At 53.2% G+C, this 25,758-nt stretch carries 29 protein-coding genes; 18 read left to right on the top strand and 11 right to left on the bottom strand.

What is annotated here, in order from left to right; all coding sequences use genetic code 11:
• Window positions 1–39 precede the first annotated feature (39 nt).
• The 9 genes from sdiA to OLG56_RS09000 form a co-directional block, all read right to left on the bottom strand.
• Window positions 40–762, bottom strand: a complete 723-nt coding sequence (sdiA, locus tag OLG56_RS09040) for a quorum-sensing transcriptional regulator SdiA (protein ID WP_001157165.1) — start codon at window positions 760–762, stop codon at window positions 40–42.
• A gap of 232 nt (window positions 763–994) precedes the next feature.
• Window positions 995–1,747 (bottom strand): L-cystine ABC transporter ATP-binding protein TcyN, encoded by a 753-nt coding sequence (gene tcyN, locus OLG56_RS09035; RefSeq protein WP_001273033.1) that lies wholly within the window; start codon window positions 1,745–1,747, stop codon window positions 995–997.
• A complete protein-coding gene (tcyL, locus tag OLG56_RS09030) occupies window positions 1,744–2,412 on the bottom strand; it encodes a cystine ABC transporter permease (RefSeq protein ID WP_001158238.1) in 669 nt (222 codons plus the stop codon). Before tcyL ends, tcyN begins: the two co-directional genes overlap by 4 nt.
• Window positions 2,413–2,432: 20 nt before the next feature.
• On the bottom strand, window positions 2,433–3,419 hold the full coding sequence (dcyD, locus tag OLG56_RS09025; RefSeq protein ID WP_001128188.1) for a D-cysteine desulfhydrase: 987 nt from the start codon (window positions 3,417–3,419) through the stop codon (window positions 2,433–2,435).
• 153 nt (window positions 3,420–3,572) lie between these two features.
• Window positions 3,573–4,373 carry a cystine ABC transporter substrate-binding protein gene (gene tcyJ, locus OLG56_RS09020; RefSeq protein ID WP_207011591.1) on the bottom strand — a complete coding sequence of 267 codons (801 nt, stop codon included), beginning with the start codon at window positions 4,371–4,373 and terminating at the stop codon, window positions 3,573–3,575.
• 146 nt (window positions 4,374–4,519) lie between these two features.
• Entirely contained in the window at window positions 4,520–5,071 is a 552-nt protein-coding gene (gene fliZ / locus OLG56_RS09015; RefSeq protein WP_000218082.1) for a flagella biosynthesis regulatory protein FliZ, read from the bottom strand.
• A gap of 58 nt (window positions 5,072–5,129) precedes the next feature.
• Entirely contained in the window at window positions 5,130–5,849 is a 720-nt protein-coding gene (locus OLG56_RS09010; protein WP_001087453.1) for an RNA polymerase sigma factor FliA, read from the bottom strand.
• A 196-nt stretch (window positions 5,850–6,045) separates the two neighbouring features.
• Window positions 6,046–7,251, bottom strand: coding sequence for a flagellin lysine-N-methylase (fliB, locus tag OLG56_RS09005; RefSeq protein WP_061377437.1), 1,206 nt, complete (start codon window positions 7,249–7,251; stop codon window positions 6,046–6,048).
• 78 nt (window positions 7,252–7,329) lie between these two features.
• Complete coding sequence (locus OLG56_RS09000; RefSeq protein ID WP_000079785.1) at window positions 7,330–8,850, bottom strand: FliC/FljB family flagellin; 1,521 nt, start codon at window positions 8,848–8,850, stop codon at window positions 7,330–7,332.
• A 256-nt stretch (window positions 8,851–9,106) separates the two neighbouring features.
• Here OLG56_RS09000 and fliD point away from each other — a divergent pair, with 256 nt between their 5' ends.
• The 4 genes from fliD (at window position 9,107) to amyA (ending at window position 12,856) form a co-directional block, all read left to right on the top strand.
• A complete protein-coding gene (fliD, locus tag OLG56_RS08995; RefSeq protein WP_000146808.1) occupies window positions 9,107–10,510 on the top strand; it encodes a flagellar filament capping protein FliD in 1,404 nt (467 codons plus the stop codon).
• Window positions 10,511–10,524: 14 nt separating this feature from the next.
• The gene (gene fliS / locus OLG56_RS08990) at window positions 10,525–10,932 is read left to right on the top strand and encodes a flagellar export chaperone FliS (RefSeq protein ID WP_000287764.1); all 408 of its coding nucleotides are present in this window, start codon (window positions 10,525–10,527) and stop codon (window positions 10,930–10,932) included.
• A complete protein-coding gene (fliT, locus tag OLG56_RS08985; RefSeq protein ID WP_000204899.1) occupies window positions 10,932–11,300 on the top strand; it encodes a flagella biosynthesis regulatory protein FliT in 369 nt (122 codons plus the stop codon). The genes fliS and fliT overlap by 1 nt, the downstream gene beginning before the upstream one ends.
• Window positions 11,301–11,371: 71 nt before the next feature.
• Window positions 11,372–12,856: an alpha-amylase gene (gene amyA, locus OLG56_RS08980; RefSeq protein ID WP_061377436.1), complete on the top strand. Its 1,485-nt coding sequence runs from the start codon at window positions 11,372–11,374 to the stop codon at window positions 12,854–12,856.
• Window positions 12,857–12,895: 39 nt separating this feature from the next.
• Here the strand turns inward: amyA and yedD are convergent, their stop codons facing one another.
• Complete coding sequence (gene yedD / locus OLG56_RS08975) at window positions 12,896–13,309, bottom strand: lipoprotein YedD (protein ID WP_000754694.1); 414 nt, start codon at window positions 13,307–13,309, stop codon at window positions 12,896–12,898.
• A 185-nt stretch (window positions 13,310–13,494) separates the two neighbouring features.
• Between yedD and yedE the strand changes: the two genes are divergently transcribed.
• The 3 genes from yedE to OLG56_RS08960 all read left to right on the top strand — a co-directional run bounded on the left by yedE (window position 13,495) and on the right by OLG56_RS08960 (window position 15,581).
• Window positions 13,495–14,700 (top strand): selenium metabolism membrane protein YedE/FdhT, encoded by a 1,206-nt coding sequence (gene yedE / locus OLG56_RS08970; RefSeq protein ID WP_001531105.1) that lies wholly within the window; start codon window positions 13,495–13,497, stop codon window positions 14,698–14,700.
• Window positions 14,697–14,930 (top strand): sulfurtransferase-like selenium metabolism protein YedF, encoded by a 234-nt coding sequence (yedF, locus tag OLG56_RS08965; protein ID WP_000790504.1) that lies wholly within the window; start codon window positions 14,697–14,699, stop codon window positions 14,928–14,930. The genes yedE and yedF overlap by 4 nt, the downstream gene beginning before the upstream one ends.
• 264 nt (window positions 14,931–15,194) lie before the next feature.
• The gene (locus tag OLG56_RS08960) at window positions 15,195–15,581 is read left to right on the top strand and encodes a hypothetical protein (protein WP_077908838.1); all 387 of its coding nucleotides are present in this window, start codon (window positions 15,195–15,197) and stop codon (window positions 15,579–15,581) included.
• Between the two features lie 120 nt (window positions 15,582–15,701).
• Here OLG56_RS08960 and fliE read toward each other — a convergent pair whose 3' ends face one another.
• Complete coding sequence (fliE, locus tag OLG56_RS08955) at window positions 15,702–16,016, bottom strand: flagellar hook-basal body complex protein FliE (RefSeq protein ID WP_001529222.1); 315 nt, start codon at window positions 16,014–16,016, stop codon at window positions 15,702–15,704.
• Window positions 16,017–16,232: 216 nt separating this feature from the next.
• Between fliE and fliF the strand changes: the two genes are divergently transcribed.
• The 11 genes from fliF (at window position 16,233) to fliP (ending at window position 25,757) form a co-directional block, all read left to right on the top strand.
• A complete protein-coding gene (gene fliF, locus OLG56_RS08950) occupies window positions 16,233–17,915 on the top strand; it encodes a flagellar basal-body MS-ring/collar protein FliF (protein WP_023231004.1) in 1,683 nt (560 codons plus the stop codon).
• Window positions 17,908–18,903 carry a flagellar motor switch protein FliG gene (gene fliG / locus OLG56_RS08945; protein ID WP_000067735.1) on the top strand — a complete coding sequence of 332 codons (996 nt, stop codon included), beginning with the start codon at window positions 17,908–17,910 and terminating at the stop codon, window positions 18,901–18,903. The genes fliF and fliG overlap by 8 nt, the downstream gene beginning before the upstream one ends.
• A complete protein-coding gene (fliH, locus tag OLG56_RS08940) occupies window positions 18,896–19,603 on the top strand; it encodes a flagellar assembly protein FliH (protein WP_000064158.1) in 708 nt (235 codons plus the stop codon). The genes fliG and fliH overlap by 8 nt, the downstream gene beginning before the upstream one ends.
• Window positions 19,603–20,973 carry a flagellar protein export ATPase FliI gene (gene fliI, locus OLG56_RS08935; protein WP_000213257.1) on the top strand — a complete coding sequence of 457 codons (1,371 nt, stop codon included), beginning with the start codon at window positions 19,603–19,605 and terminating at the stop codon, window positions 20,971–20,973. Before fliH ends, fliI begins: the two co-directional genes overlap by 1 nt.
• Window positions 20,974–20,994: 21 nt before the next feature.
• Window positions 20,995–21,438, top strand: a complete 444-nt coding sequence (gene fliJ / locus OLG56_RS08930; RefSeq protein WP_000046981.1) for a flagellar export protein FliJ — start codon at window positions 20,995–20,997, stop codon at window positions 21,436–21,438.
• Window positions 21,435–22,652: a flagellar hook length control protein FliK gene (gene fliK / locus OLG56_RS08925; protein ID WP_061377435.1), complete on the top strand. Its 1,218-nt coding sequence runs from the start codon at window positions 21,435–21,437 to the stop codon at window positions 22,650–22,652. Before fliJ ends, fliK begins: the two co-directional genes overlap by 4 nt.
• A 104-nt stretch (window positions 22,653–22,756) precedes the next feature.
• Window positions 22,757–23,224 carry a flagellar basal body-associated protein FliL gene (gene fliL / locus OLG56_RS08920; protein ID WP_000132169.1) on the top strand — a complete coding sequence of 156 codons (468 nt, stop codon included), beginning with the start codon at window positions 22,757–22,759 and terminating at the stop codon, window positions 23,222–23,224.
• A gap of 4 nt (window positions 23,225–23,228) precedes the next feature.
• On the top strand, window positions 23,229–24,233 hold the full coding sequence (fliM, locus tag OLG56_RS08915; RefSeq protein WP_000502811.1) for a flagellar motor switch protein FliM: 1,005 nt from the start codon (window positions 23,229–23,231) through the stop codon (window positions 24,231–24,233).
• On the top strand, window positions 24,230–24,643 hold the full coding sequence (fliN, locus tag OLG56_RS08910) for a flagellar motor switch protein FliN (RefSeq protein ID WP_001282111.1): 414 nt from the start codon (window positions 24,230–24,232) through the stop codon (window positions 24,641–24,643). Before fliM ends, fliN begins: the two co-directional genes overlap by 4 nt.
• Entirely contained in the window at window positions 24,643–25,020 is a 378-nt protein-coding gene (gene fliO, locus OLG56_RS08905) for a flagellar biosynthetic protein FliO (protein WP_072156333.1), read from the top strand. The genes fliN and fliO overlap by 1 nt, the downstream gene beginning before the upstream one ends.
• Window positions 25,020–25,757 (top strand): flagellar type III secretion system pore protein FliP, encoded by a 738-nt coding sequence (gene fliP, locus OLG56_RS08900; RefSeq protein ID WP_001253411.1) that lies wholly within the window; start codon window positions 25,020–25,022, stop codon window positions 25,755–25,757. The genes fliO and fliP overlap by 1 nt, the downstream gene beginning before the upstream one ends.
• Window position 25,758: the final 1 nt, after the last annotated feature.

The following is a 25,758-nucleotide window of genomic DNA, read 5'->3' as shown; positions in this document are numbered from 1 at the left end:
CAGCCGGTTTCGCGTCTGGCGCGAAGCATCGTCAGCACGTCATATCAGACCTGTCGCCGCAGCGTAGCAGGCAATCTGTGTTTTATTTGGCGCATTGAATTTCTTCTGCATGTTTTTCTGATGGAAGTTAACGGTATTTTCAGAAATCGACAGAATAATGGCGATCTCCGATGAGGTCTTCCCTTCCGCCGTCCACTTCAGAATCTCTTTCTCACGTTTACTGAAACGCATCTCAGGCGCCATCACCATGTCGTCTTCAAATCTTGTCAGCGCCGAAAGACTCTCCCGCGCCAGCAGTTGCAACCTCAGCTCCACTTCATCGTAGGTAAACGAGGAGCAGCGTAAACTGCTTCGGGAGAAAGATAAAAAGCCCAGCGCCCGGTTCGGCAACATCACACACTGGGTTACGCCTCTGCGTAATCCGAAACGCTGGGCGGCATCCCACATCGCCTGCGCTTCATGAAATAGCATGTCATCCCAATGTAAATGACCCTGCCTGAAATTTTCCGGCTTTAATACCGGATCGATCGCAAAATAGTTTTCGGACTGATAATGCGTTACCCACGCCGGAGGATAAGTGGTACGAAGCGATATTTTAGGCCTGGTAAAGGGAACGGGATGACGAACACACAGGGCATAATAATCAAATTCCAGCCGCTGTGTCTGATATTGCAATTCAGTATAAACATCTTCTGCTGCCGCCATCTCCTGAAAGCGTAACAACATTGCGCGTCGCCAGGTGAAGAAATCATTTTCCTGCATATTTTATGGTCACGCCTTTGATATTGATAATCATTATTATGAATGACTTAAATTAACACATAAATAGTGTTTATATATAAGAAATATCGGACGAATCGTAGAATACTTGAGCGGCATTACAGTTTTTTGGCTTCCGCCTGAGAGCGAGGTTAATAATCTGGCAGAATGACTTCATAATTATTCATTGCGCTCGCCCGAGGCGCGGCTAATTCGGGCGAGCGTTGAAAAGGTATTATTTCACTAAAAATTTCTCAAGGAACTGGCGGGTACGCGGATGCTGAGGATCGGCGAACAAGGTTTTCGCCGGCCCCTGCTCGACGATTTGCCCCTGATCCATAAATATTGCCCGGTCAGCCACGTCACGCGCAAAGCCCATTTCGTGAGTGACGATCACCATCGTGCGCTTTTCCTGCGCCAGCTGGCGAATCGTATTAAGCACCTCGCCAACTAATTCAGGATCAAGCGCCGACGTCGGCTCATCAAACAGAATCACTTCCGGGCGCATCGCCAGCGCACGCGCAATCGCCACGCGCTGCTGTTGCCCGCCCGACAGGCGGCGCGGATAACGGGTCTCTTTACCGGCCAACCCGACTTTGGCTAACAGTTCCCGCGCCAGCGCCGTCGCCTCGGCTTTCGGCTCTCCCTTTACAATCACCGGACCTTCAATGATATTTTCCAGCACGGTACGATGCGGGAACAGATTAAAACTCTGAAAGACAAAGCCGACATGCTGGCGTAGCTGGCGAATCAACCCTTTTTGCTGGCTGAATGGGCGGGCGGTATCGATGATAATATCTCCCACTTTAATGGTGCCCGCTTCCGGTTGCTCCAGCAGGTTAATGCAGCGTAATAACGTTGTTTTCCCTGAGCCGCTCGGGCCGATAATGGCGACGACTTCTCCGGGCTTCACCTCAAGGTCGATACCGTGCAGCACCGTTTGACCATGAAATTTTTTGACCAGGTTAGTGACTTCGATCGCACTCATTTTGGCTCTCTCTCCTGGCGGTTAAGCTGGTTTTCAAAATAGTTTTGCAGTGCCGATAAGACGGTCGCCATTACCCAGTAGATTAACGACGCGGCCAGATACATGGTAAACACCTCCAGCGTTCGCGAGGTAATTAACTGCGCCTGGCGGAACAACTCCGGCACCTGAATCGTCGCGGCGAGCGACGTATCTTTCACCAGGCTGATAAAACTGTTGCTCAACGGCGGAAGCGCGACGCGAGCCGCCTGCGGCAAAATAGCGCGACGTAGCGTTTGCCACGGCGTCATGCCAATGCTCGCCGCCGCTTCCCATTGTCCCTTGTCGATAGCCGAGATTGCCGCGCGCAGCGTCTCGGACGTGTAAGCCGCGGTATTGAGCGATAAACCAATCATCGCCGCCGGGATAGGGTCCAGCTCAATCCCAAATTGCGGCAGGCCGTAATAGATCATAAATAACTGGGCGATAAGCGGCGTACCGCGAAAAATCGAGATATAAAAGCGCGCCAGCCAGCGAACCGGCCATAGCGGAGACATCCGCATCAGCGCCAGCACAAATCCCAGCAGCAGACCAAAAAACATACCGCCAATACTCAGTTGCAGGGTAAAGACGGCGCCTTTAAGCAAATACGGCAGCGATTCAATAACCAGTTGGATACTTTCTTGCATTCGCGTTGATTACCTGGAGGTTATACATGAGGATGGTAGGCAAACAGCGCAGGCGCCCCACCGGTGTGAATAAAGAGAATCGGCCCATCATCGTTAAAGCGTTTCTGGCTGATGCCGTCTATCAGACCCGCCATCGCTTTGCCGGTATATACCGGATCCAGCAGCACCCCCTCCAGGCTCGCCAGCAGTTTCACCGCCTCCATCCCCGCGTCATTTGGCACGCCGTAACCCGGGGCAAAATAGTCATCCCATAAATGAATATCCGCCGTCGCCGTCAGCGCCAGCTGACCGGCAATAGCCTGCTGCAAGGCAATCACTTTGGGTTTCTGCTCGGCGACAGAACGTGAAACGGTCACGCCAATCAGTTCGACATCCGGCATCAGATGTTCCAGCCCGACAGCTAACCCGGCGTGCGTTCCGGCGCTGCCGGAGGCCACCACTACCGAAGAGAGCCCGACAACTTCTTCACACTGCTGGGCGATTTCCAGGGCGCTCTCTACGTATCCCATTGCGCCCAGCGCGCTGGAGCCGCCGACCGGAATCACATAGGGCCTGAACCCTTGCGCTTCAATGCGCGTCGCCAGCGTTTGCAACTGCGCATCCGGATCGGTTAGCGCATCGCACATCTCAATTTGTGTATTAAATAAATCCAGTAACAGGCGATTACCATTCGTCAGGTAATTTTCCGCGGTGGTACCGATTGGATTTTCCAGCAAAGCGACGCAATGCAGCCCCAATTTGGCCGCGACCGCCGCCGTCTGACGGACATGGTTCGACTGAATCGCCCCTGCGGTTATCAGCGTATCCGCCCCTTCTCGCAGCGCGTCGGCCACCAGAAACTCCAGCTTACGCAGTTTATTGCCGCCCATTGCAATGGGCGTAACGTCATCGCGCTTAATGTAAATCTCACGGCCAAGATAATCAGACAATCGCGGCAGGTATTCGAGCGGGGTCGGCGCGCCGATAAGCTCCAGGCGAGGGAAGCGCGTTAAGTGATGTAGTGGCATTGAGCCTCCAGTAACGTTGTGGTGTGTTCTTTTTATTATGCACGTTGATCTAACGGAAATAAAAAAGGCGCCGATTCACGCGCCTCCGTTTGCTAACATAGTATGAGGTTGATATTGCCCGGCGGCGCACTGCCTGCCGGGCAACGTAGAACATTATTGGGTCACGTCAGCGCCAAACCATTTTTCAGAGAGCGCTTTTAAGGTGCCATCTTTTTGCATTTCCGCAATGGCGTTATCTACCGCCTTCAGCAAGTCTTCGTTGCCTTTACGTAACGCAACGCCGGACTCCTGACGCGAAAACGCATCACCGGTGACGGCCAGCGTACCTTTTGTTTTTTTCACCAGATCCAGCGCCGCCAGACGATCGACTAAAATCGCGTCAATACGGCCTACGCGCAGATCCTGGTATTTTGTAGGATCATCGTCATAAGTACGGATATCCACACCCTGAACATGTTGACGTAGCCACTCTTCATAGTTAGTCCCCAGCCCAACGCCAACTTTTTTGCCCTGCAGATCGGCCGCCGTTTTGATCGTGCCTTCATTGCCTTTTTTCACCAGCGCCTGAACGCCGGAGACAGTGTAAGGCGTAGAGAAATCATATTTTTTCTTGCGGACGTCTGAAATCGTGACCTGGTTTATCACCACATCAATGCGTTTAGCGTCCAGCGACGCCAGTATTCCGTCCCATTTGGTCGGCTTCAGCGACGCTTTAACGCCCAGATGTTTTGCCAACGCCTCGGCGAAATCGACTTCAAAACCGGTTAATTTGCCGTCTTCGCCCTGAAAGCTAAACGGCGGATAGGTACCTTCCAGCCCTACCAGCAGCGTGCCGCGTTCTTTAACTTTGTTCAGCAAACCCTCATCGCCAAAGCTCTTCGCGCTCATTCCCGCCACCAGCGCTACAGCCATTACTCCCATCAGTGCCTGACGTCCCAGCAGTGCTAATTTCATAGTAACCCCGAATATTGCCGTTAATGACCATAGACTGTGTCCCGCCATGGCGCATCGTCACGTCTCGCGAACCTTTGGGGGACTCAGCCTAATGTAGAAGGTTTGCCACGTTTCACCAACACGACTCTGCTACATCTTATGCTTTTTTAATATATATCAGAACTGGCGGTAAAGGGGGATTTCTGTCTGGGCGCAATCTGCTGATGCGCTTTATATTGCTGGTATTTACGCAGTGCGATACGGTAATTATTGGTGCTGGTTTGCGGCAACCATGGCGCCAGGCTTTCATCGAGAAAACCGTCCTGCAGCAGATCGTGGGAAATGTTTTGCTCGCTGAGGTAATTGCCAAGACGTCGTAAACGCACGACATATTCCCGCACCGTGCCATGGCTCATCTCGGTTTGTTCAAACAAATACTGCTTGAAACCGATAATATCGAAAAAATCACTCTGCTTTTTGCAGTGCAAATCGCCGCAAAAGCGACACAGCGCCACCCACTCCTTCTGCTCCCGCTGCCAGGCAGCGTCGTCAAGTAGCATATCCAGCTGTGAAATAGCGATTTTATTAACGATCTTGCCACGGCGAACCAGCGTAATGCGGTCGAGCAGTTTGTGACAATGCGCGCAATGCGTCTGGCTGTGTTTAAAGTCTTTAAGATAGCGGCTCAAGGGCCGCCTTTTAGGTTGCTGCACCGTCATGAGAACTCCTGGTAGTCTATACGTTGTGCGGCACTTTTCGGGTGCGACCATGCGCGACCTATAACTTACCCAGTTTGGTGCGTAATCGTTTGATGGCCTGACTATGCAACTGGCTGACCCGCGATTCGCCGACTTCCAGTACCGCGCCAATCTCTTTGAGATTGAGTTCTTCCTGGTAATACAGCGTTAACACCAGTTGCTCGCGTTCCGGCAGCGATTCAATCGCATCCATTACCCGCTGTCGCAGGTCGCCCTCCAGCAGTTGATGTAACGGGTTTTCCTGTTGATGTTCTTCAGTCACCAGTTCGATGCTATCGCCATGCTCCTCCCGCCACTCATCGTAAGAGAAAAGTTGGCTGTTGTTGGTATCGAGCAACATCTGACGATACTCCGCAACAGGGATGCCAAGACGTTCCGCCACTTCGGTTTCCGTCGCATTACGCCCCAGTTCCTGCTCCAGTTGTCCCATCGCCTGCGCCACTTCGCGGGCATTACGCCGGACGCTACGCGGCACCCAATCGCGGCTGCGTAATTCATCCAGCATCGCCCCACGAATACGCTGCACTGCGTAAGTGGTAAATGCCGTTCCTTGCAAAGCGTCATATCGGTCGACCGCATTTAATAACCCGATGCCGCCCGCTTGTAGCAGATCGTCCAGTTCCACGCTCGCCGGCAATCGCACCTGCAGGCGCAATGCTTCGTGACGCACCAGCGGTACATAACGCTGCCACAGCGAGTGTTTATCCATTACACCTTCAGCGGTATACAGTGAATTCACGATAAACAGCCCTGCGTTAAATGAGTTATCGGCATGATTATCCGTTTCTACAGAGGGTTCTATCGAAGGAATAAGGCTATAAAAGAAGGGTTATTTCACTTATGTAACCTGTAGCGCCTTTTTAGCGGTTCAAAGAGCAGAATAAAATCAGCCAGATAGGATAAACGGGATGCGCAAAAGCCCACCCCGAACAAAACTATGTCAGAAGATGAATCATCGACAGATCGTCGCCAGTACGCACCGTTTCTATATGGCGATGAAAATTCGCCGCCACCTCGCTGTTATGCTGGCTGCGGGAGTGAAAACTATACACAATATTGGTAACGTCATCCCACTCAAGCCGCCCGCGCTCATACACGCTGGCTGCCGTTAATAGCTTAATAAACGCATATTCCGCCACGATAATATACAGCGCGCGTAACGGGTCGACATTCGGCTGGTTGGGGAAATTATTTTCCCAAATTTTATAGAGAATTAAATTTCTGAAAGCCCAGTTCTTCTGCTGCTCATCCGCCTGTAAACAGCGCGCTAATGAGGACTCAATATCGCTAACCTTCTGCTCCATTGAGACGCCCTCTTCCGCCGTCAGCACCCGCAGAAGGCACTGGATATAGTGATCGAGGATAACACTGCCACGACTAAGCGGGAGCGAGCGGAAATAGTCCTGCATCTGCAATACCAGCGAGGTTTTTACCTTGCTGTCCGGCGCGATATTCATTAACTCCTGCGCCAGCACGCCGGTCTGCAACTGTTCAAGTAACGCGGCATACACCTGTTCCAGTTCGCCCAGCGCGGCATCATCTATTTTGGCAAATTTCTGCGTATACATGACAAATTTAATCAACGCATAGAGCGCGGCTTCCGTACTGCTGTTGGCATGGTTGATCAGACTCAGGCAAAACAGATTGAGTAACTTTTGCTGCGCTGGGAATAACGGCGCAGTATTGAATGTCTGCTGAATGATAGTTTTTTCGCCGAGCGCCATCGCTTCAGGATCGTTTAAAATGCGGGACGTCACCTCCGGGCAGGCAAGACTCAGGGAGTTACGTACCTCATTTTTATAGGTATGGTGCGCCCGCGGGAAAGAGGAACAGGTATGACTTAATGCCTTTGCGCCTAACGTTTTTTGTACCCGGCACAGACGGTCCTCATCCAGATAGGGACAATTCCCCAGCGCCGAAGGCAGCTTAATTTCGCCCCAGTGGCTGTTGTTCTTTTTCAGCAGAATAATATTATCTTGCGCGATGGTACGAATCGTCGCGTCTTTACTGGCGAGATACTTTTTAACCGTCGTCTTATCCAGCGTGATTTTCCAGCCCTTACAACAGTGGTCGCGGCAGGCCGAGCCAGAACAGGAAAAGCGGGTGACAAAGGCAGGTTCAGTGACGGTGATTTCTTTCATTACACAGGCTCCGGAATTAAAAAAGGCAGCTTTCGCTGCCTTGATTGTGTACCACGTGTCGGTGAATCAATCGCCGGATTAACGCAGTAAAGAGAGGACGTTTTGCGGAACCTGGTTCGCCTGCGCCAGAACGGAAGTACCAGCCTGCTGCAGAATCTGCGCGCGAGACATGTTGGAGACTTCGGTCGCGTAGTCGGAATCTTCGATACGGCTACGGGCAGAAGACAGGTTATTTACGGTATTGCCCAGGTTGGTGATAGCGGAGTTGAAACGGTTCTGTACCGCACCCAGGTCAGAACGAAGTGTATCAACCTGTGCCAAGGCAGCATCAATTTTCTGCAGTGGGTTTTCAGTCTTATCTGTATTAACCTCTTTAAGCTCACCGCCTGTTCTGAAGTTATGTTTGTCAAGGTCGCTTGCTAAGTAAGTTTTACCATCGGTAGCAGTAACAACTTCAGATTTACCATTTGCGCCACCAAATTTCACAGCTCCAGTTTGAGCAACGCCAGCACCATCTGTATAAGTGGTTGTTTTAGCAGTAATTGTACCTGTTTTCTCATCATATGTAGCGGCATAGAAATCGTCGCCCATTTTCACTGCATAGCCACCATCAATAACCTTACCGTTTTTATCCTCAAACGATAGTTTTACAAGGCTAGTATTGTCCTTATCGGCACCAGTAACCCCTGCAGCAGCAAGTTGAGCCGCAACTGTGGTCGTATCAACACCCTCTTTTGTTACTTCAGCAATTTGGTTGTGGGTTATAGTGGCCGTTCCCCGAATAGCTGTAGCTTCCGCAGTTGCTAACGGAGTTTTATCAGTCGTATCAATATTAACTTTCTTTGTAGTTTCATCATAAGTGGCTTTATAAACACCAGCAGAAGCACCGCCTTTAACATCTAAATAGTATTGACCATCTTTAAATTTGATATCAGCCCCAGTAACCCCCGTTGCACCACCGCCAATTGCAGTTTCGATATCAGTATTGCTCTGGGCTGTAACAGTATCTGTACCATTTTTATAGGTAGTTTTATCAACGGTTACAGCAGTTTCTTTCGGGGTGTAGGCATCTTGGACATTAAGCTTATCAAGTCCCAGTGTTTTAGAGCTAATTTCTTTTAAATCAATATCAATAGTTTCACCGTCGTTGGCACCAACCTGGATGGTCAGGGTGTTGTCCTGCGCCAGGACTTTCACGCCGTTGAACTGAGTCTGACCGGATACACGGTCGATTTCGTTCAGACGCTGGGTGATTTCAGCCTGGATAGAGTCAAGGTCAGACTGGGAGTTAGTACCGTTAGCAGACTGAACCGCCAGTTCACGCACACGCTGCAGGTTGTTGTTGATTTCGTTCAGCGCGCCTTCAGTGGTCTGCGCAATAGAAATACCGTCGTTAGCGTTACGGGAAGCCTGAGTCAGACCTTTGATGTTCGCGGTAAAACGGTTAGCAATCGCCTGACCTGCCGCATCGTCTTTCGCGCTGTTGATACGCAGACCGGAAGACAGACGCTCGATAGCGGTGCCCAGAGCGGACTGGGATTTGTTCAGGTTATTCTGGGTCAACAGCGACAGGCTGTTTGTATTAATGACTTGTGCCATGATCTTTTCCTTATCAATTACAACTTGATGTTATTGGGCTGTTGCCCACGGTTTCTCACCGTAACCCTTGTATCGGCACCTGAATTTCGAACTTTAGAAAATTTTTCACTTCCCCCGATCTTTTTCTTAGGCGGCGAAATAGCCGCTTTATGCATCATTATTCCGCGCATTATTTTTGCAAAATTATCATTAAACTTTGCCTCCAGATTGCCGATAACGCGCTTAACTACTGTTTGCAATCAAAAAGGAAGAAGGCATGGCTTCAATTTCATCATTAGGTGTGGGATCAAACTTACCGTTAGACCAGTTGTTGACAGACCTGACAAAGAACGAAAAAGGACGCTTAACGCCAATTACCAAACAGCAGAGCGCGAATTCGGCAAAGCTAACCGCCTATGGCACATTGAAAAGCGCATTAGAAAAATTCCAGACGGCAAATACCGCGTTAAATAAAGCGGATTTATTTAAGTCTACCGTGGCGTCCAGCACGACGGAGGATCTCAAAGTCAGTACTACCGCTGGCGCTGCCGCAGGGACTTATAAGATTAGCGTAACCCAGCTTGCCGCCGCACAGTCGTTGGCGACAAAAACCACCTTCGCGACCACCAAAGAGCAGTTGGGCGATACGTCGGTCACGTCCCGGACAATTAAAATTGAACAGCCGGGACGTAAAGAGCCGCTGGAAATTAAGCTGGATAAAGGCGACACCTCCATGGAGGCGATCCGTGACGCCATCAATGACGCCGACAGCGGTATCGCCGCCAGTATCGTTAAGGTCAAAGAGAACGAATTCCAGTTGGTGCTTACCGCCAATAGCGGTACTGACAATACGATGAAGATCACGGTGGAAGGCGATACAAAACTTAACGATCTACTCGCTTATGACAGCACCACCAATACCGGCAATATGCAAGAGCTGGTGAAAGCAGAAAACGCGAAGCTGAACGTAAACGGCATCGACATTGAGCGTCAGAGCAATACCGTAACCGACGCCCCTCAGGGGCTTACGCTCACCCTGACGAAGAAAGTGACCGACGCGACCGTGACGGTAACGAAAGATGATACCAAGGCGAAAGAGGCGATTAAATCTTGGGTGGATGCCTATAACTCGCTGGTGGATACCTTTAGCTCATTAACTAAATATACCGCCGTTGAGCCGGGCGAAGAAGCCAGCGATAAAAACGGCGCGCTGTTAGGCGATAGTGTGGTTCGTACTATCCAGACCGGGATTCGGGCACAATTTGCCAATAGCGGCAGTAATTCTGCGTTCAAAACAATGGCGGAAATTGGCATCACCCAGGATGGGACTTCCGGCAAACTGAAGATTGATGATGATAAGCTGACCAAGGTACTGAAAGATAACACAGCCGCAGCGCGTGAGCTGCTGGTAGGCGATGGTAAAGAAACGGGTATCACCACCAAAATTGCCACCGAAGTGAAAAGTTATCTGGCGGATGACGGCATTATTGATAATGCGCAGGACAACGTTAACGCCACGCTGAAAAGCCTGACAAAACAGTACCTGTCCGTTAGCAATAGCATCGATGAAACCGTTGCCCGTTACAAGGCCCAGTTTACCCAACTGGATACCATGATGAGTAAACTGAATAACACCAGTAGTTATTTGACCCAGCAATTTACAGCTATGAACAAGTCCTGATAACAGAGGTCACCATGTACACCGCGAGCGGTATCAAAGCTTATGCGCAAGTCAGCGTGGAAAGCGCCGTGATGAGCGCCAGCCCGCATCAGTTGATTGAAATGTTGTTTGATGGCGCGAATAGCGCTCTGGTGCGCGCTCGCCTGTTTTTAGAACAAGGCGATGTTGTCGCGAAAGGTGAAGCGTTAAGCAAAGCCATCAATATTATCGATAACGGGCTGAAAGCCGGCCTCGATCAGGAAAAAGGCGGTGAGATTGCGACGAATCTTTCCGAGCTATACGACTATATGATTCGCCGTTTACTGCAGGCTAATTTGCGTAACGACGCTCAGGCCATCGAAGAAGTGGAAGGGTTACTCAGCAATATTGCAGAAGCCTGGAAACAGATTTCACCGAAAGCATCTTTCCAGGAGTCTCGTTAATGACCTCAACCGTGGAGTTTATCAACCGTTGGCAGCGTATTGCGCTGCTCAGTCAATCGCTGCTTGAACTTGCGCAGCGAGGTGAATGGGATCTCTTACTGCAACAAGAGGTCTCCTATCTGCAAAGTATTGAAACGGTGATGGAAAAGCAAACTCCACCGGGCATTACGCGAAGTATTCAGGATATGGTCGCCGGATACATCAAACAAACGCTGGATAATGAGCAGCTCCTGAAAGGGCTGCTGCAACAGCGACTGGATGAACTCAGTAGTTTGATCGGACAATCCACCCGCCAAAAATCACTCAACAACGCTTATGGCCGTCTCTCCGGTATGTTACTCGTGCCAGACGCGCCTGGCGCCTCATAATATTTTCCCGTCTCGTATGAAAATTCTTCCATACTCCAGAGGTCGGCTAAACGACTTCTGGAGCACGGAAGATGAAAAACCCCACGTTATTGCAGTACTTCCACTGGTATTATCCCGACGGCGGTAAACTCTGGTCTGAGCTGGCGGAACGTGCTGATGGGCTGAACGATATCGGTATCAATATGGTCTGGCTACCGCCTGCCTGTAAAGGCGCCTCCGGCGGCTATTCCGTAGGCTATGATAGCTACGACCTGTTTGACCTCGGCGAATTTGACCAAAAAGGAACTATCACGACAAAGTACGGCGATAAACGCCAGTTACTGACGGCGATAGACGCGCTCAAAAAAAATAATATTGCGGTGCTGCTCGACGTCGTCGTGAACCACAAAATGGGCGCAGACGAAAAAGAACGTATTCGCGTTCAGCGCGTGAATCAGGATGACCGCACGCAAATCGATGACAACATCATCGAATGCGAAGGCTGGACGCGCTACACCTTCCCTGCCCGCGCGGGCCAGTATTCCAACTTTATTTGGGACTATCACTGTTTCAGCGGCATTGATCACATCGAGAATCCCGACGAAGACGGCATTTTTAAGATCGTCAATGACTATACCGGCGATGGCTGGAACGATCAGGTTGATGATGAGATGGGTAATTTCGACTATCTGATGGGGGAAAATATCGATTTTCGCAATCACGCGGTTACGGAAGAGATTAAATATTGGGCTCGTTGGGTCATGGAACAAACCCACTGTGACGGCTTTCGCCTGGACGCGGTAAAACATATACCCGCATGGTTTTATAAAGAATGGATTGAGCATGTACAGGCGGTTGCACCAAAACCGCTGTTTATTGTCGCAGAATACTGGTCGCATGAAGTGGATAAACTGCAAACGTACATCGATCAGGTCGACGGGAAAACCATGCTGTTCGACGCGCCGTTGCAGATGAAATTTCATGAAGCCTCGCGCCACGGCGCGGAGTATGACATGCGCCACATTTTCACCGGCACGCTGGTAGAAGCCGACCCTTTTCATGCGGTGACGCTGGTCGCTAACCACGATACACAACCGTTACAGGCGCTGGAAGCGCCGGTAGAACCCTGGTTCAAACCATTGGCCTATGCGCTGATCCTGCTGCGTGAAAACGGCGTGCCGTCGGTGTTTTATCCCGATTTATACGGCGCCAGCTATGAGGATAGCGGCGAAAATGGCGAGACCTGTCGGGTCGACATGCCGGTGATTAACCAACTGGATCGGCTGATCCTCGCTCGTCAGCGTTTTGCGCACGGTATACAAACTCTCTTTTTCGATCATCCTAACTGTATCGCCTTTAGTCGCAGCGGTACTGAAGAGAATCCGGGCTGTGTGGTTGTACTTTCCAATGGCGACGACGGTGAAAAAACCCTCCTGCTCGGCGACAATTACGCTAACAAGACCTGGCGTGATTTTCTGGGAAACCGCAGTGAGCATGTTGTAACTAATGATCAAGGCGAAGCGACGTTCTTCTGCAACGCAGGTAGCGTCAGCGTGTGGGTCATTGAGGACGTGTGATGAGCGTTCCCGGCGGCAGAGCGCTGCCGGGAAGCGAAATTACGGCAGCGGCGTCGGCAGCGGCGTTTTTTCTAACGCGGCGGCGCATTCCGGCGTCGGACGAGCGACCCGTTGCAGCGTCATGCCATCATATTCCAGGGTATTCCCGTCGCGCTCAATCTCATAGAGCTCTCGCTTAACCGTAACATTGGTTAAGTCATCGGAGAGCATGGTCAGCTTGCCCGGCAGAGCAATAACGCGCTGCCACTGGCGGCAGTCCAGCGTATCGCCTTCTTTAGTCACCACCAGGCTGGCGATAGCTTCAGGGCTCACCAGCTTACGTTGTGGGCCTTTTGACTGCCAGTACCCTTCCAGACCGGCCGGCGCGGGCGTTTTCACCACATCATTATAGTTTTCCACCTCGGCGCATCCGGCCAGAACCAGCAATGCGCCAACGATCGCTACTTTTTTCATCATTCATCCTGCATCAGAAGAAAGAGGAATTGTGGCATTAAAGCCCTGACGCCGCCAGCCTTTCCAGGCGCTGACCGCAATTTGATCCAGTCGGTATTACCGCTTATTAGGTGTAGGCAAATTCTGTGATCGGTGTAGTATGCGCACTTCTTGTTTCACACCTTCTGAGTTCAGAGGCTAAACACATGTCATGGCAACACTTCAAGCAAACCTGGTTAATTAAATTCTGGGCGCCGGCCCCTGCGGTGATCGCAGCCGGTATTCTCTCTACCTACTATTTTGGCATCACCGGCACGTTCTGGGCCGTGACGGGCGAATTTACCCGCTGGGGCGGGCAAATTTTGCAGCTTTTTGGCGTTCATGCCGAACAGTGGGGCTACTACAAGCTGATTCATCTGGAAGGTACGCCGCTGACGCGTATCGACGGCATGATGATCCTCGGCATGTTCGGCGGCTGTTTCGCCGCGGCGCTGTGGGCCAACAACGTAAAACTGCGTATGCCGCGCAGCCGAATCCGTATCGTACAGGCGGTGGTCGGAGGCATGATCGCTGGCTTCGGCGCGCGTCTGGCGATGGGGTGTAACCTGGCCGCCTTTTTTACCGGGATCCCGCAGTTCTCCCTACACGCGTGGTTCTTTGCGCTGGCGACCGCTATCGGCTCCTGGTTCGGCGCCCGCTTTACGTTGCTGCCGATATTTCGCATACCGGTGAAAATGCAGAAGGTCTCCGCGGCTTCACCACTGACGCAGAAACCGGATCAGGCAAGACGGCGTTTCAGGCTCGGTATGCTGGTCTTTATCGGCATGATTGGCTGGGCGTTATTAACGGCAATGCATCAGCCGAAACTGGGGCTGGCGATGCTGTTCGGCGTCGGGTTTGGGCTGCTGATCGAGCGCGCGCAAATCTGCTTTACCTCGGCCTTTCGCGATCTGTGGATCTCCGGACGCGCCCATATGGCGAAAGCGATTATTTTCGGCATGGCGGTCAGCGCCATTGGTATTTTCAGCTACGTGCAGTTGGGCGTTGCACCTAAAATTATGTGGGCTGGCCCGAATGCGGTCATTGGCGGACTGCTGTTCGGTTTTGGCATCGTGCTGGCGGGCGGCTGCGAAACCGGCTGGATGTACCGCGCCGTAGAAGGCCAGGTGCATTACTGGTGGGTGGGCCTCGGCAATGTCATCGGTTCGACCATCCTGGCTTACTACTGGGATGATTTCGCGCCCGCGCTGGCGACCAGTTGGGATAAAGTTAACCTGCTGAATACCTTTGGTCCGCTGGGCGGTCTGCTGGTCACCTACCTGTTATTATTTGCCGCGCTGATGTTAATTATCGGCTGGGAAAAACGTTTTTTCCGCCGTGCGGGGCTGACGCCTGCTAAGGAATCTGTATGAAAAATATCGTCCCTGATTACCGTCTGGATATGGTTGGCGAACCTTGTCCGTACCCGGCGGTCGCCACTCTGGAAGCGATGCCGCAGCTAAAAAAAGGGGAGATCCTGGAGGTGGTGAGCGACTGTCCGCAGTCCATTAATAATATTCCACTGGATGCGCGCAATCACGGCTATACGGTGCTGGATATCCAGCAGGATGGCCCGACAATTCGTTATCTGATTCAAAAATAAACGCATGCTCCCGCTGTACGTTACGGCGGGAGACCTTTTACGGCGTAACCGGCAAAAATCTAAAACGCATAAAAGAAATCAGACAAGGTCGTCTTGTGCGCCGTGGCATAAATCTATTATATAACGTATACCGTTTTAATTTTGTCTGAGTCGATGAAAAACCCATGACTATTTTAAGCAAAACATAAAATAATTATTATTTTCCCTCTACGTCATAAAAGACTATCAGGTATTTATATTTTTACTCACTGACATTATCAGGTGATGATTTATTTATGCACAGCAGAAGCCAAAAAAATGATAAAAATTATTTTCATCTCCATTATTGGAGTCGTCTGTCTTGCCGCTGCCCGTTACTCACCCGTCACAGTGGTCAATGCACATCCGAGCGCCATTGCCCACTGTCTCGCTGATAATCTGTCCCCGTATGGGTATATACTGGATCTCCATGAAACAGATATTCCAGGCATTAGTAAAGAATTTACCGTGTATTATCGCAACGGCGCATATATTGCAGGAACATTCTGGATTGCAAACTCAATGACAATAGCCTCAGAACGAATAGTAGGAATGAATGGCGTCAGTAAACAGGCGTACCCTATTTTTAATAAGTCCCTGCAACAATGTGCAACCCGCTTATCAATAAAATGAGCGCGCCTCGCAAAAAACAAGCCCACATAATCACGCACTGGTTGCATGGGCGTCGCGTCCCCCGCCGCTGACCTAGGTAAGCGCCCGGGAGTTCGTTGCGGATGGGTTTTCAGCCCTGGCTTAAACCTGCATGGACATGACTTCCTGATACGCGGCGACCAGCTTATTGCGCACCTGAATCCCCATTTGCATGGAGACGGACGCTTTTTGCATATCAGCCATCACGTCATTAAGCGCAATGCCCGGCTCACCCAGAGTGAATTTTTCCGCCTGAACGCGCGCCGTCGTCTGTCTGTCGCTAATACGATCCAGCGCAGCATGTAGCTGGCCGGCAAAACTCACCGTCGACTGCGAGTGCGTGTCTTGCCCGCGCGCGGCCATCGCCGTCGCCTGCAACTGGCTAATAACCCCTTCAATCCCCTGTATTGCTGCCATGCTATTCCCCTGGATGATTTTTTACGCAGCAGAGATTACCAGTTTGTCAATAAGATAAAGGCGTTAAATAACGATAAAAAACCTCGGTTTTTAGCGCATAGAAAAATTCGAAACCACAAATAATGAGACCGTCAATTTTTCGAGTTTGCTGACCCGGGAGTGAGTCTTGTTCCACTTTGCAAAAAACGCCGTCCACGATCAGTCACGAGGTGCGAGATGAGTGCGACTGCATCGACTGCAACCCAACCTAAACCTCTCGAGTGGCTTAATCGCCTACGCGCGAATCCCCGAATTCCGTTAATTGTAGCGGGTTCCGCTGCCGTGGCGATCATCGTTGCGATGGTGCTGTGGGCCAAAACGCCCGATTACCGCACGCTATTTAGCAACCTTTCCGATCAGGACGGCGGCGCGATCGTCGCGCAGTTGACCCAGATGAATATCCCCTATCGCTTTGCCAATGGCAGCGGCGCGATTGAAGTGCCCGCCGACAAAGTGCATGAACTGCGTCTGCGTCTGGCGCAGCAGGGGCTGCCTAAAGGCGGCGCGGTAGGCTTTGAACTGCTTGATCAGGAAAAATTCGGTATCAGTCAGTTCAGCGAGCAGGTGAATTATCAGCGCGCGCTGGAAGGTGAACTGGCCCGGACGATCGAGACGCTGGGTCCGGTAAAAAGCGCCCGCGTTCACCTGGCGATGCCAAAGCCGTCGCTATTTGTGCGGGAACAAAAATCCCCTTCCGCCTCCGTCACCGTCACACTGGAACCGGGACGGGCGCTGGATGAAGGACAAATTAGCGCCGTGGTACATCTGGTTTCCAGCGCTGTCGCCGGTTTGCCGCCAGGAAACGTCACTCTGGTCGATCAATCCGGTCATCTGCTCACGCAATCCAATACCAGCGGTCGCGACCTTAATGACGCGCAATTAAAATTTGCTAATGATGTGGAAAGCCGCATCCAACGCCGTATCGAAGCCATTCTGTCGCCTATCGTCGGGAACGGTAATGTTCACGCTCAGGTAACCGCCCAGTTGGATTTTGCCAATAAAGAACAGACGGAAGAGCACTACAGCCCGAACGGCGATGCGTCGAAGGCCACCCTGCGTTCACGTCAGTTGAATATTAGCGAACAGGTAGGCGCGGGCTATCCCGGCGGCGTGCCTGGCGCGCTGTCGAACCAACCAGCGCCGCCTAACGAGGCGCCGATCGCCACACCGCCGACTAATCAACAAAACGCGCAGAATACGCCACAAACCAGCACCAGTACCAACAGTAACAGTGCTGGCCCGCGCAATACGCAGCGTAATGAAACCAGTAACTACGAAGTGGACCGCACCATTCGTCACACCAAAATGAATGTGGGCGATATTGAGCGTCTCTCCGTAGCTGTCGTGGTGAATTACAAAACGCTGGCGGATGGTAAACCGCTGCCATTGACCGCCGATCAGATGAAACAGATCGAGGATTTAACGCGTGAAGCGATGGGTTTTTCTGATAAACGCGGCGATACGCTAAACGTGGTGAATTCACCGTTTAGCGCAGTGGATAACACCGGCGGCGAACTGCCCTTCTGGCAACAGCAGTCCTTTATCGATCAGTTGCTCGCGGCAGGTCGCTGGTTACTGGTGCTGGTGGTGGCCTGGATTCTGTGGCGCAAAGCGGTACGTCCGCAGTTGACGCGCCGTGTTGAAGAAGCGAAAGCGGCGCAGGAACAGGCGCAGGTTCGCCAGGAAACCGAAGAAGCCGTGGAAGTACGCCTTAGCAAAGACGAGCAGCTCCAGCAACGCCGGGCTAACCAGCGTCTGGGCGCTGAGGTGATGAGCCAGCGTATTCGCGAAATGTCAGACAACGATCCGCGCGTGGTGGCGCTGGTCATTCGCCAGTGGATGAGTAACGATCATGAGTAATCTTAGCGGTACCGATAAAAGCGTCATTTTGTTGATGACCATTGGCGAAGACCGGGCGGCAGAGGTGTTTAAACACCTCTCCACCCGCGAAGTGCAGGCGCTAAGTACGGCGATGGCTAACGTGCGTCAGATCTCCAACAAACAACTGACGGACGTACTATCAGAGTTTGAACAAGAAGCGGAGCAGTTCGCCGCACTGAATATTAACGCCAACGAATACCTGCGCTCCGTACTGGTTAAAGCGCTGGGCGAAGAACGCGCCTCCAGCCTGCTGGAAGATATTCTGGAAACGCGCGATACCACCAGCGGTATCGAAACGCTCAACTTTATGGAACCGCAGAGTGCCGCCGACCTGATCCGCGATGAACACCCGCAGATTATCGCCACCATTCTGGTCCACCTCAAACGCAGTCAGGCCGCCGATATTCTGGCGCTGTTTGACGAACGTCTGCGTCATGATGTGATGCTGCGTATCGCGACATTTGGCGGCGTACAGCCGGCGGCGCTGGCGGAGTTGACCGAAGTGCTGAATGGCCTGCTCGACGGTCAGAACCTGAAACGCAGCAAAATGGGCGGCGTAAGAACCGCGGCGGAAATTATCAACCTGATGAAAACGCAGCAGGAAGAAGCGGTTATTACCGCTGTGCGCGAATTCGACGGCGAACTGGCGCAGAAAATCATCGACGAGATGTTCCTGTTCGAAAATCTGGTGGATGTGGACGATCGCAGTATCCAGCGTCTGCTGCAGGAAGTGGATTCCGAATCGCTGCTGATCGCTCTGAAAGGCGCCGAACCGCCATTACGCGAGAAGTTCCTGCGCAATATGTCCCAGCGCGCCGCCGATATCCTGCGCGACGACCTTGCCAACCGTGGCCCGGTTCGTCTGTCTCAGGTGGAAAACGAGCAGAAAGCGATTCTGCTTATTGTGCGTCGTCTGGCGGAAACCGGCGAAATGGTGATTGGCAGCGGCGAGGATACCTATGTCTAATGAATTGCCGTGGCAAGTCTGGACCCCCGACGATCTCGCCCCGCCGCCAGAAACGTTTGTGCCGGTTGAGGCTGATAACGTGACCTTGACAGACGATACGCCGGAGCCCGAACTCACTGCCGAACAGCAGCTGGAGCAGGAGCTGGCGCAGCTAAAAATACAGGCCCATGAACAAGGTTATAATGCCGGGCTGGCGGAGGGACGGCAAAAAGGACACGCGCAGGGATACCAGGAAGGGTTAGCGCAGGGGCTGGAGCAAGGACAAGCCCAGGCGCAGACGCAGCAGGCGCCGATTCATGCCCGTATGCAGCAGTTAGTGAGCGAGTTTCAGAACACGCTTGACGCGCTCGATAGCGTTATCGCCTCACGGCTGATGCAAATGGCCCTGGAGGCTGCGCGTCAGGTCATCGGCCAAACGCCGGCGGTGGACAACTCAGCACTGATTAAACAGATCCAACAACTGTTGCAGCAAGAGCCGCTCTTTAGCGGCAAGCCGCAGTTGCGCGTGCATCCGGACGACTTACAGCGGGTGGAAGAGATGCTGGGCGCCACGCTCAGCCTTCACGGGTGGCGGTTGCGCGGGGATCCAACGTTGCATCACGGCGGGTGTAAAGTCTCTGCCGATGAGGGCGATCTGGACGCCAGCGTCGCTACTCGCTGGCAAGAGTTGTGTCGCCTGGCGGCGCCGGGAGTGCTCTGATGACCACGCGCCTGACCCGCTGGCTTACCGCGCTCGACAACTTTGAAGCAAAAATGGCGTTATTGCCGGCGGTGCGTCGTTATGGACGTTTAACCCGCGCCACGGGCCTGGTACTGGAGGCCACCGGTCTCCAGCTTCCGCTGGGCGCCACCTGCATTATTGAGCGCCAGGACGGCCCTGAAACCAAAGAGGTGGAATCGGAAGTCGTCGGTTTTAACGGCCAGCGTCTGTTTTTAATGCCGCTGGAAGAGGTCGAAGGCATTCTGCCCGGTGCCCGCGTTTACGCCCGTAACGGGCATGGCGACGGTCTGCAAAGCGGCAAACAGCTACCGCTCGGCCCGGCCCTGCTTGGTCGAGTGCTGGATGGCGGCGGTAAACCGCTCGACGGACTGCCTGCGCCGGATACGCTGGAAACCGGCGCGTTAATCACGCCGCCGTTTAACCCGCTACAGCGAACGCCAATCGAACATGTGTTGGATACCGGCGTACGCGCTATCAACGCGTTGTTAACCGTAGGGCGCGGTCAGCGTATGGGACTCTTTGCTGGTTCCGGCGTCGGTAAGTCGGTTCTGCTTGGCATGATGGCGCGCTACACGCGGGCGGACGTGATTGTCGTGGGACTTATCGGCGAACGTGGCCGCGAAGTTAAAGATTTTATCGAAAATATTCTCGGCCCCGACGGTCGCGCGCGTTCGGTGGTGATTGCCGCCCCGGCGGATGTTTCGCCGCTGCTGCGAATGCAGGGCGCCGCCTATGCCACCCGCATCGCCGAAGACTTTCGCGATCGCGGACAGCATGTGTTGCTGATTATGGATTCGCTGACGCGCTATGCGATGGCGCAGCGTGAAATTGCGCTGGCAATCGGCGAACCGCCAGCCACCAAAGGTTATCCGCCCTCGGTGTTCGCAAAGCTACCGGCGCTGGTCGAGCGTGCCGGTAATGGTATCCATGGCGGCGGCTCTATCACCGCGTTTTATACCGTGTTGACCGAGGGGGACGACCAACAAGATCCCATTGCCGACTCGGCACGCGCAATCCTCGACGGGCACATTGTCTTGTCCCGCCGTCTGGCGGAGGCCGGGCACTATCCGGCCATTGATATCGAGGCGTCAATCAGCCGGGCGATGACCGCGCTCATTACCGAGCAGCACTATGCGCGGGTACGGCTATTTAAACAGTTGCTTTCCAGTTTCCAGCGTAACCGCGATCTGGTCAGCGTCGGCGCTTATGCCAAAGGCAGCGATCCGATGCTCGATAAAGCCATTACCTTATGGCCGCAACTGGAAGCGTTTTTACAGCAAGGCATTTTTGAACGGGCCGACTGGGAAGACTCTCTGCAGGCGCTCGATTTAATTTTCCCGACGGTGTGATAAAGCAGGAGGGCGACGATCATGGCACAACATGGCGCTCTGGAAACACTCAAAGATCTGGCCGAAAAAGAGGTAGATGACGCGGCGCGTTTACTGGGCGAAATGCGTCGCGGCTGCCAACAGGCGGAAGAACAGCTCAAAATGCTGATCGATTATCAGAATGAGTATCGCAGTAATTTGAACACCGATATGGGCAACGGCATCGCCAGTAATCGCTGGATTAACTATCAGCAGTTTATTCAGACACTGGAAAAGGCGATAGAGCAGCATCGCCTCCAGCTTACGCAGTGGACGCAAAAAGTCGACCTGGCGCTGAAGAGCTGGCGTGAGAAAAAGCAGCGACTTCAGGCCTGGCAAACCTTACAGGACCGACAAACCGCGGCAGCGCTGTTAGCTGAAAACCGCATGGATCAGAAAAAGATGGATGAATTTGCTCAGCGTGCAGCAATGAGGAAACCCGAATGATCACCCTGCCCCAACTGATCACCACCGATACCGACATGACCGCGGGTCTGACGTCAGGAAAAACCACCGGTTCAGCCGAGGACTTTCTGGCGCTCCTGGCGGGCGCGTTAGGCGCAGACGGCGCACAGGGCAAAGACGCCCGCATCACGCTGGCCGATTTACAGGCGGCAGGCGGCAAGTTATCGAAAGAGCTACTGACCCAACATGGCGAGCCGGGCCAGGCGGTGAAGCTTGCCGACCTGCTGGCGCAAAAAGCGAATGCGACGGATGAAACGCTTACCGATCTAACACAAGCGCAGCATCTACTGTCTACGCTAACGCCATCGTTGAAAACCAGCGCTCTGGCCGCATTGAGTAAAACGGCGCAGCATGATGAGAAAACGCCCGCGCTGAGCGATGAGGATCTTGCCAGTCTGAGCGCCTTATTCGCCATGCTGCCCGGACAACCTGTCGCGACGCCTGTCGCCGGAGAGACGCCGGCTGAAAATCACATCGCCTTGCCGTCACTGTTGCGCGGCGACATGCCATCGGCGCCGCAGGAAGAGACACATACGCTCTCTTTTAGCGAGCATGAAAAAGGGAAAACCGAGGCGTCGCTTGCGCGCGCCAGCGATGATCGCGCCACGGGTCCAGCACTGACGCCGCTGGTGGTCGCTGCCGCCGCGACCAGCGCGAAAGTGGAGGTGGATAGCCCGTCCGCGCCAGTAACGCATGGCGCGGCAATGCCGACGCTCAGCAGCGCCACGGCGCAACCGCTACCTGTCGCCTCAGCCCCGGTACTCAGCGCGCCGTTAGGCAGCCATGAATGGCAGCAAACGTTCAGTCAGCAGGTCATGTTATTTACGCGTCAGGGACAGCAAAGCGCGCAGCTTCGATTGCATCCGGAAGAGTTAGGTCAGGTGCATATTTCGCTCAAGCTGGATGACAATCAGGCGCAGCTCCAGATGGTATCGCCGCACAGCCACGTCCGCGCCGCGCTGGAAGCCGCCCTGCCCATGTTACGCACTCAGTTGGCGGAAAGCGGCATTCAGTTGGGACAAAGCAGTATCAGTAGCGAAAGCTTTGCCGGACAGCAGCAGTCTTCATCGCAACAACAGTCTGGCCGCGCCCAACACACGGACGCGTTTGGCGCTGAAGATGACATAGCGTTAGCGGCGCCGGCCTCGCTTCAGGCCGCCGCGCGCGGCAATGGCGCAGTGGATATCTTCGCCTAACGCCAGAGGTAGCATGATTATCCGCGTCTTTTCCACGCTTTGTCGTGGACAGGACACGGGATAATCAGCCAATAAGCAGTACCGAAACAGGAAGCCCGTATCAGATGACTGACTCCGCGATTAACAAAAAGAGCAAACGCTCGATTTGGATACCTTTGCTGGTGTTGATTACCCTCGCCGCCTGCGCGACCGCCGGTTATAGCTACTGGCGTATGCAGCAGCAACCGACCACGAACGCTAAAGCAGAACCGGCTCCGCCGCCTGCGCCGGTATTTTTTGCGCTGGATACGTTTACCGTCAATCTGGGCGATGCGGATCGCGTGTTGTATATCGGCGTGACCCTGCGTCTGAAAGACGAAGCGACGCGCGCGCGATTAAATGAATATCTGCCGGAAGTGCGCAGCCGTCTGCTGTTGTTGTTTTCCCGCCAGAATGCCGCCGAGCTCTCAACAGAAGCTGGCAAACAAAAACTGATTGCCGCCATTAAAGAGACGCTGGCCGCGCCGCTCGTTGCCGGACAACCAAAACAGGTCGTCACTGACGTGCTTTATACAGCTTTTATTCTGCGGTAACGATATGGGCGATAGTATTCTTTCTCAGGCTGAAATCGATGCGCTGTTGAACGGCGACAGCGACACCAAAGACGAACCCACTCCCGGTATCGCAAGCGATAGCGATATTCGCCCTTACGATCCCAATACCCAGCGTCGCGTCGTGCGTGAACGCTTGCAGGCGCTGGAGATTATTAACGAGCGTTTCGCACGCCAGTTCCGGATGGGATTATTTAACCTGCTGCGCCGCAGCCCGGATATTACCGTGGGCGCCATACGTATTCAGCCGTATCACGAATTTGCGCGTAACCTGCCGGTACCGACCAACCTGAACCTGATCCACCTGAAGCCGCTACGCGGCACCGGGCTGGTGGTGTTCTCGCCGAGTCTGGTGTTTATTGCCGTCGATAACCTGTTCGGCGGCGACGGTCGTTTTCCGACCAAAGTCGAGGGCCGCGAGTTTACCCATACGGAACAGCGTGTCATCAACCGTATGCTGAAACTGGCGCTGGAAGGCTATAGCGACGCATGGAAAGCCATTAATCCGCTGGAAGTGGAGTATGTGCGTTCCGAAATGCAGGTGAAATTTACCAATATCACCACCTCGCCGAACGATATCGTCGTCAATACGCCGTTTCATGTGGAGATCGGCAATCTGACCGGTGAATTTAACATCTGTCTGCCATTTAGCATGATCGAGCCGCTGCGTGAGCTGTTGGTGAATCCGCCGCTGGAAAACTCGCGCCATGAAGATCAGAACTGGCGTGATAACCTGGTGCGCCAGGTTCAGCACTCTGAACTGGAGCTGGTAGCCAATTTTGCCGATATTCCGTTACGTCTTTCCCAGATTTTGAAGCTGAAACCCGGCGATGTACTGCCGATTGAAAAACCCGACCGCATTATTGCTCATGTGGACGGCGTTCCGGTACTCACCAGCCAATATGGCACCGTAAACGGACAGTATGCGCTACGCGTAGAACATTTGATCAACCCAATTTTGAATTCGCTGAATGAGGAACAGCCCAAATGAGTGACATGAATAATCCGTCCGATGAGAATACTGGCGCATTGGATGATCTGTGGGCTGACGCGTTAAACGAGCAAAAAGCGACCACCAATAAAAGCGCCGCCGACGCGGTTTTCCAACAGCTTGGCGGCGGCGATGTCAGCGGTGCTATGCAGGATATCGATCTGATTATGGATATCCCGGTCAAACTGACCGTAGAGCTGGGCCGCACGCGAATGACCATTAAAGAACTGTTGCGTCTGACGCAGGGGTCGGTCGTCGCGCTGGACGGGCTGGCGGGCGAGCCGCTGGATATCCTGATTAATGGCTACCTGATTGCCCAGGGTGAAGTGGTCGTCGTGGCGGATAAATACGGCGTACGTATCACCGATATTATTACGCCATCCGAGCGTATGCGTCGTTTGAGTCGTTAATGATGAAAACAGAGGCCACGGTTTCTCAGCCCACCGCGCCAGCCGGATCGCCGCTCATGCAGGTGAGCGGCGCATTAATTGGCATTATTGCGCTCATTCTGGCGGCGGCCTGGGTGATTAAGCGTATGGGATTCGTACCAAAAGGAAATAGCGTCCGGGGACTCAAGGTGTCAGCCAGCGCCTCGCTTGGCCCGCGCGAACGCGTGGTGATTGTCGAGGTCGAAAATGCGCGTCTGGTACTGGGCGTGACCGCCTCGCAGATCAACCTGCTGCACACCCTCCCGCCCGCGGAGAATGGCACGGAAGCACCCGTTGCCCCACCAGCGGATTTCCAGAACATGATGAAGAGCTTACTCAAGCGTTCCGGGAGATCCTGATGCGCCGTTTGTTATTCCTTTCTCTGGCGGGTCTGTGGCTTTTTAGTCCCGCCGCTGCTGCGCAACTGCCGGGGCTTATCAGCCAACCATTAGCGGGCGGAGGCCAAAGCTGGTCATTATCCGTCCAGACGCTGGTTTTCATCACCTCGCTGACGTTTCTGCCGGCGATTTTACTGATGATGACGAGCTTCACGCGTATCATCATTGTTTTTGGCCTGTTGCGTAACGCGCTGGGCACGCCCTCGGCACCGCCAAACCAGGTGTTACTCGGACTGGCGTTGTTTTTGACCTTTTTTATTATGTCGCCCGTCATTGACAAGATTTACGTGGATGCTTACCAGCCGTTTAGCGAGCAGAAAATTTCTATGCAGGAAGCGCTGGACAAAGGCGCGCAACCGTTACGCGCGTTCATGCTGCGCCAAACCCGCGAAGCCGATCTGGCGCTGTTTGCCCGTCTGGCCAATAGCGGTCCGTTACAGGGACCGGAAGCAGTACCGATGCGTATCCTCCTGCCCGCTTATGTCACCAGCGAATTAAAGACGGCGTTTCAGATCGGTTTTACGATTTTCATCCCTTTTTTGATTATCGACCTGGTGATCGCCAGCGTATTGATGGCGTTAGGGATGATGATGGTGCCGCCAGCGACAATCGCCCTGCCGTTTAAGCTGATGCTGTTTGTGCTGGTCGATGGTTGGCAATTGCTTGTGGGGTCGCTGGCCCAAAGCTTTTACAGTTAGA

Source organism: Salmonella sp. 2018103 (assembly GCF_026247685.1).
GTDB classification, from domain to species: Bacteria; Pseudomonadota; Gammaproteobacteria; order Enterobacterales; family Enterobacteriaceae; genus Salmonella; species Salmonella enterica.
This window is presented reverse-complemented; position numbering and strand designations above follow the sequence as displayed.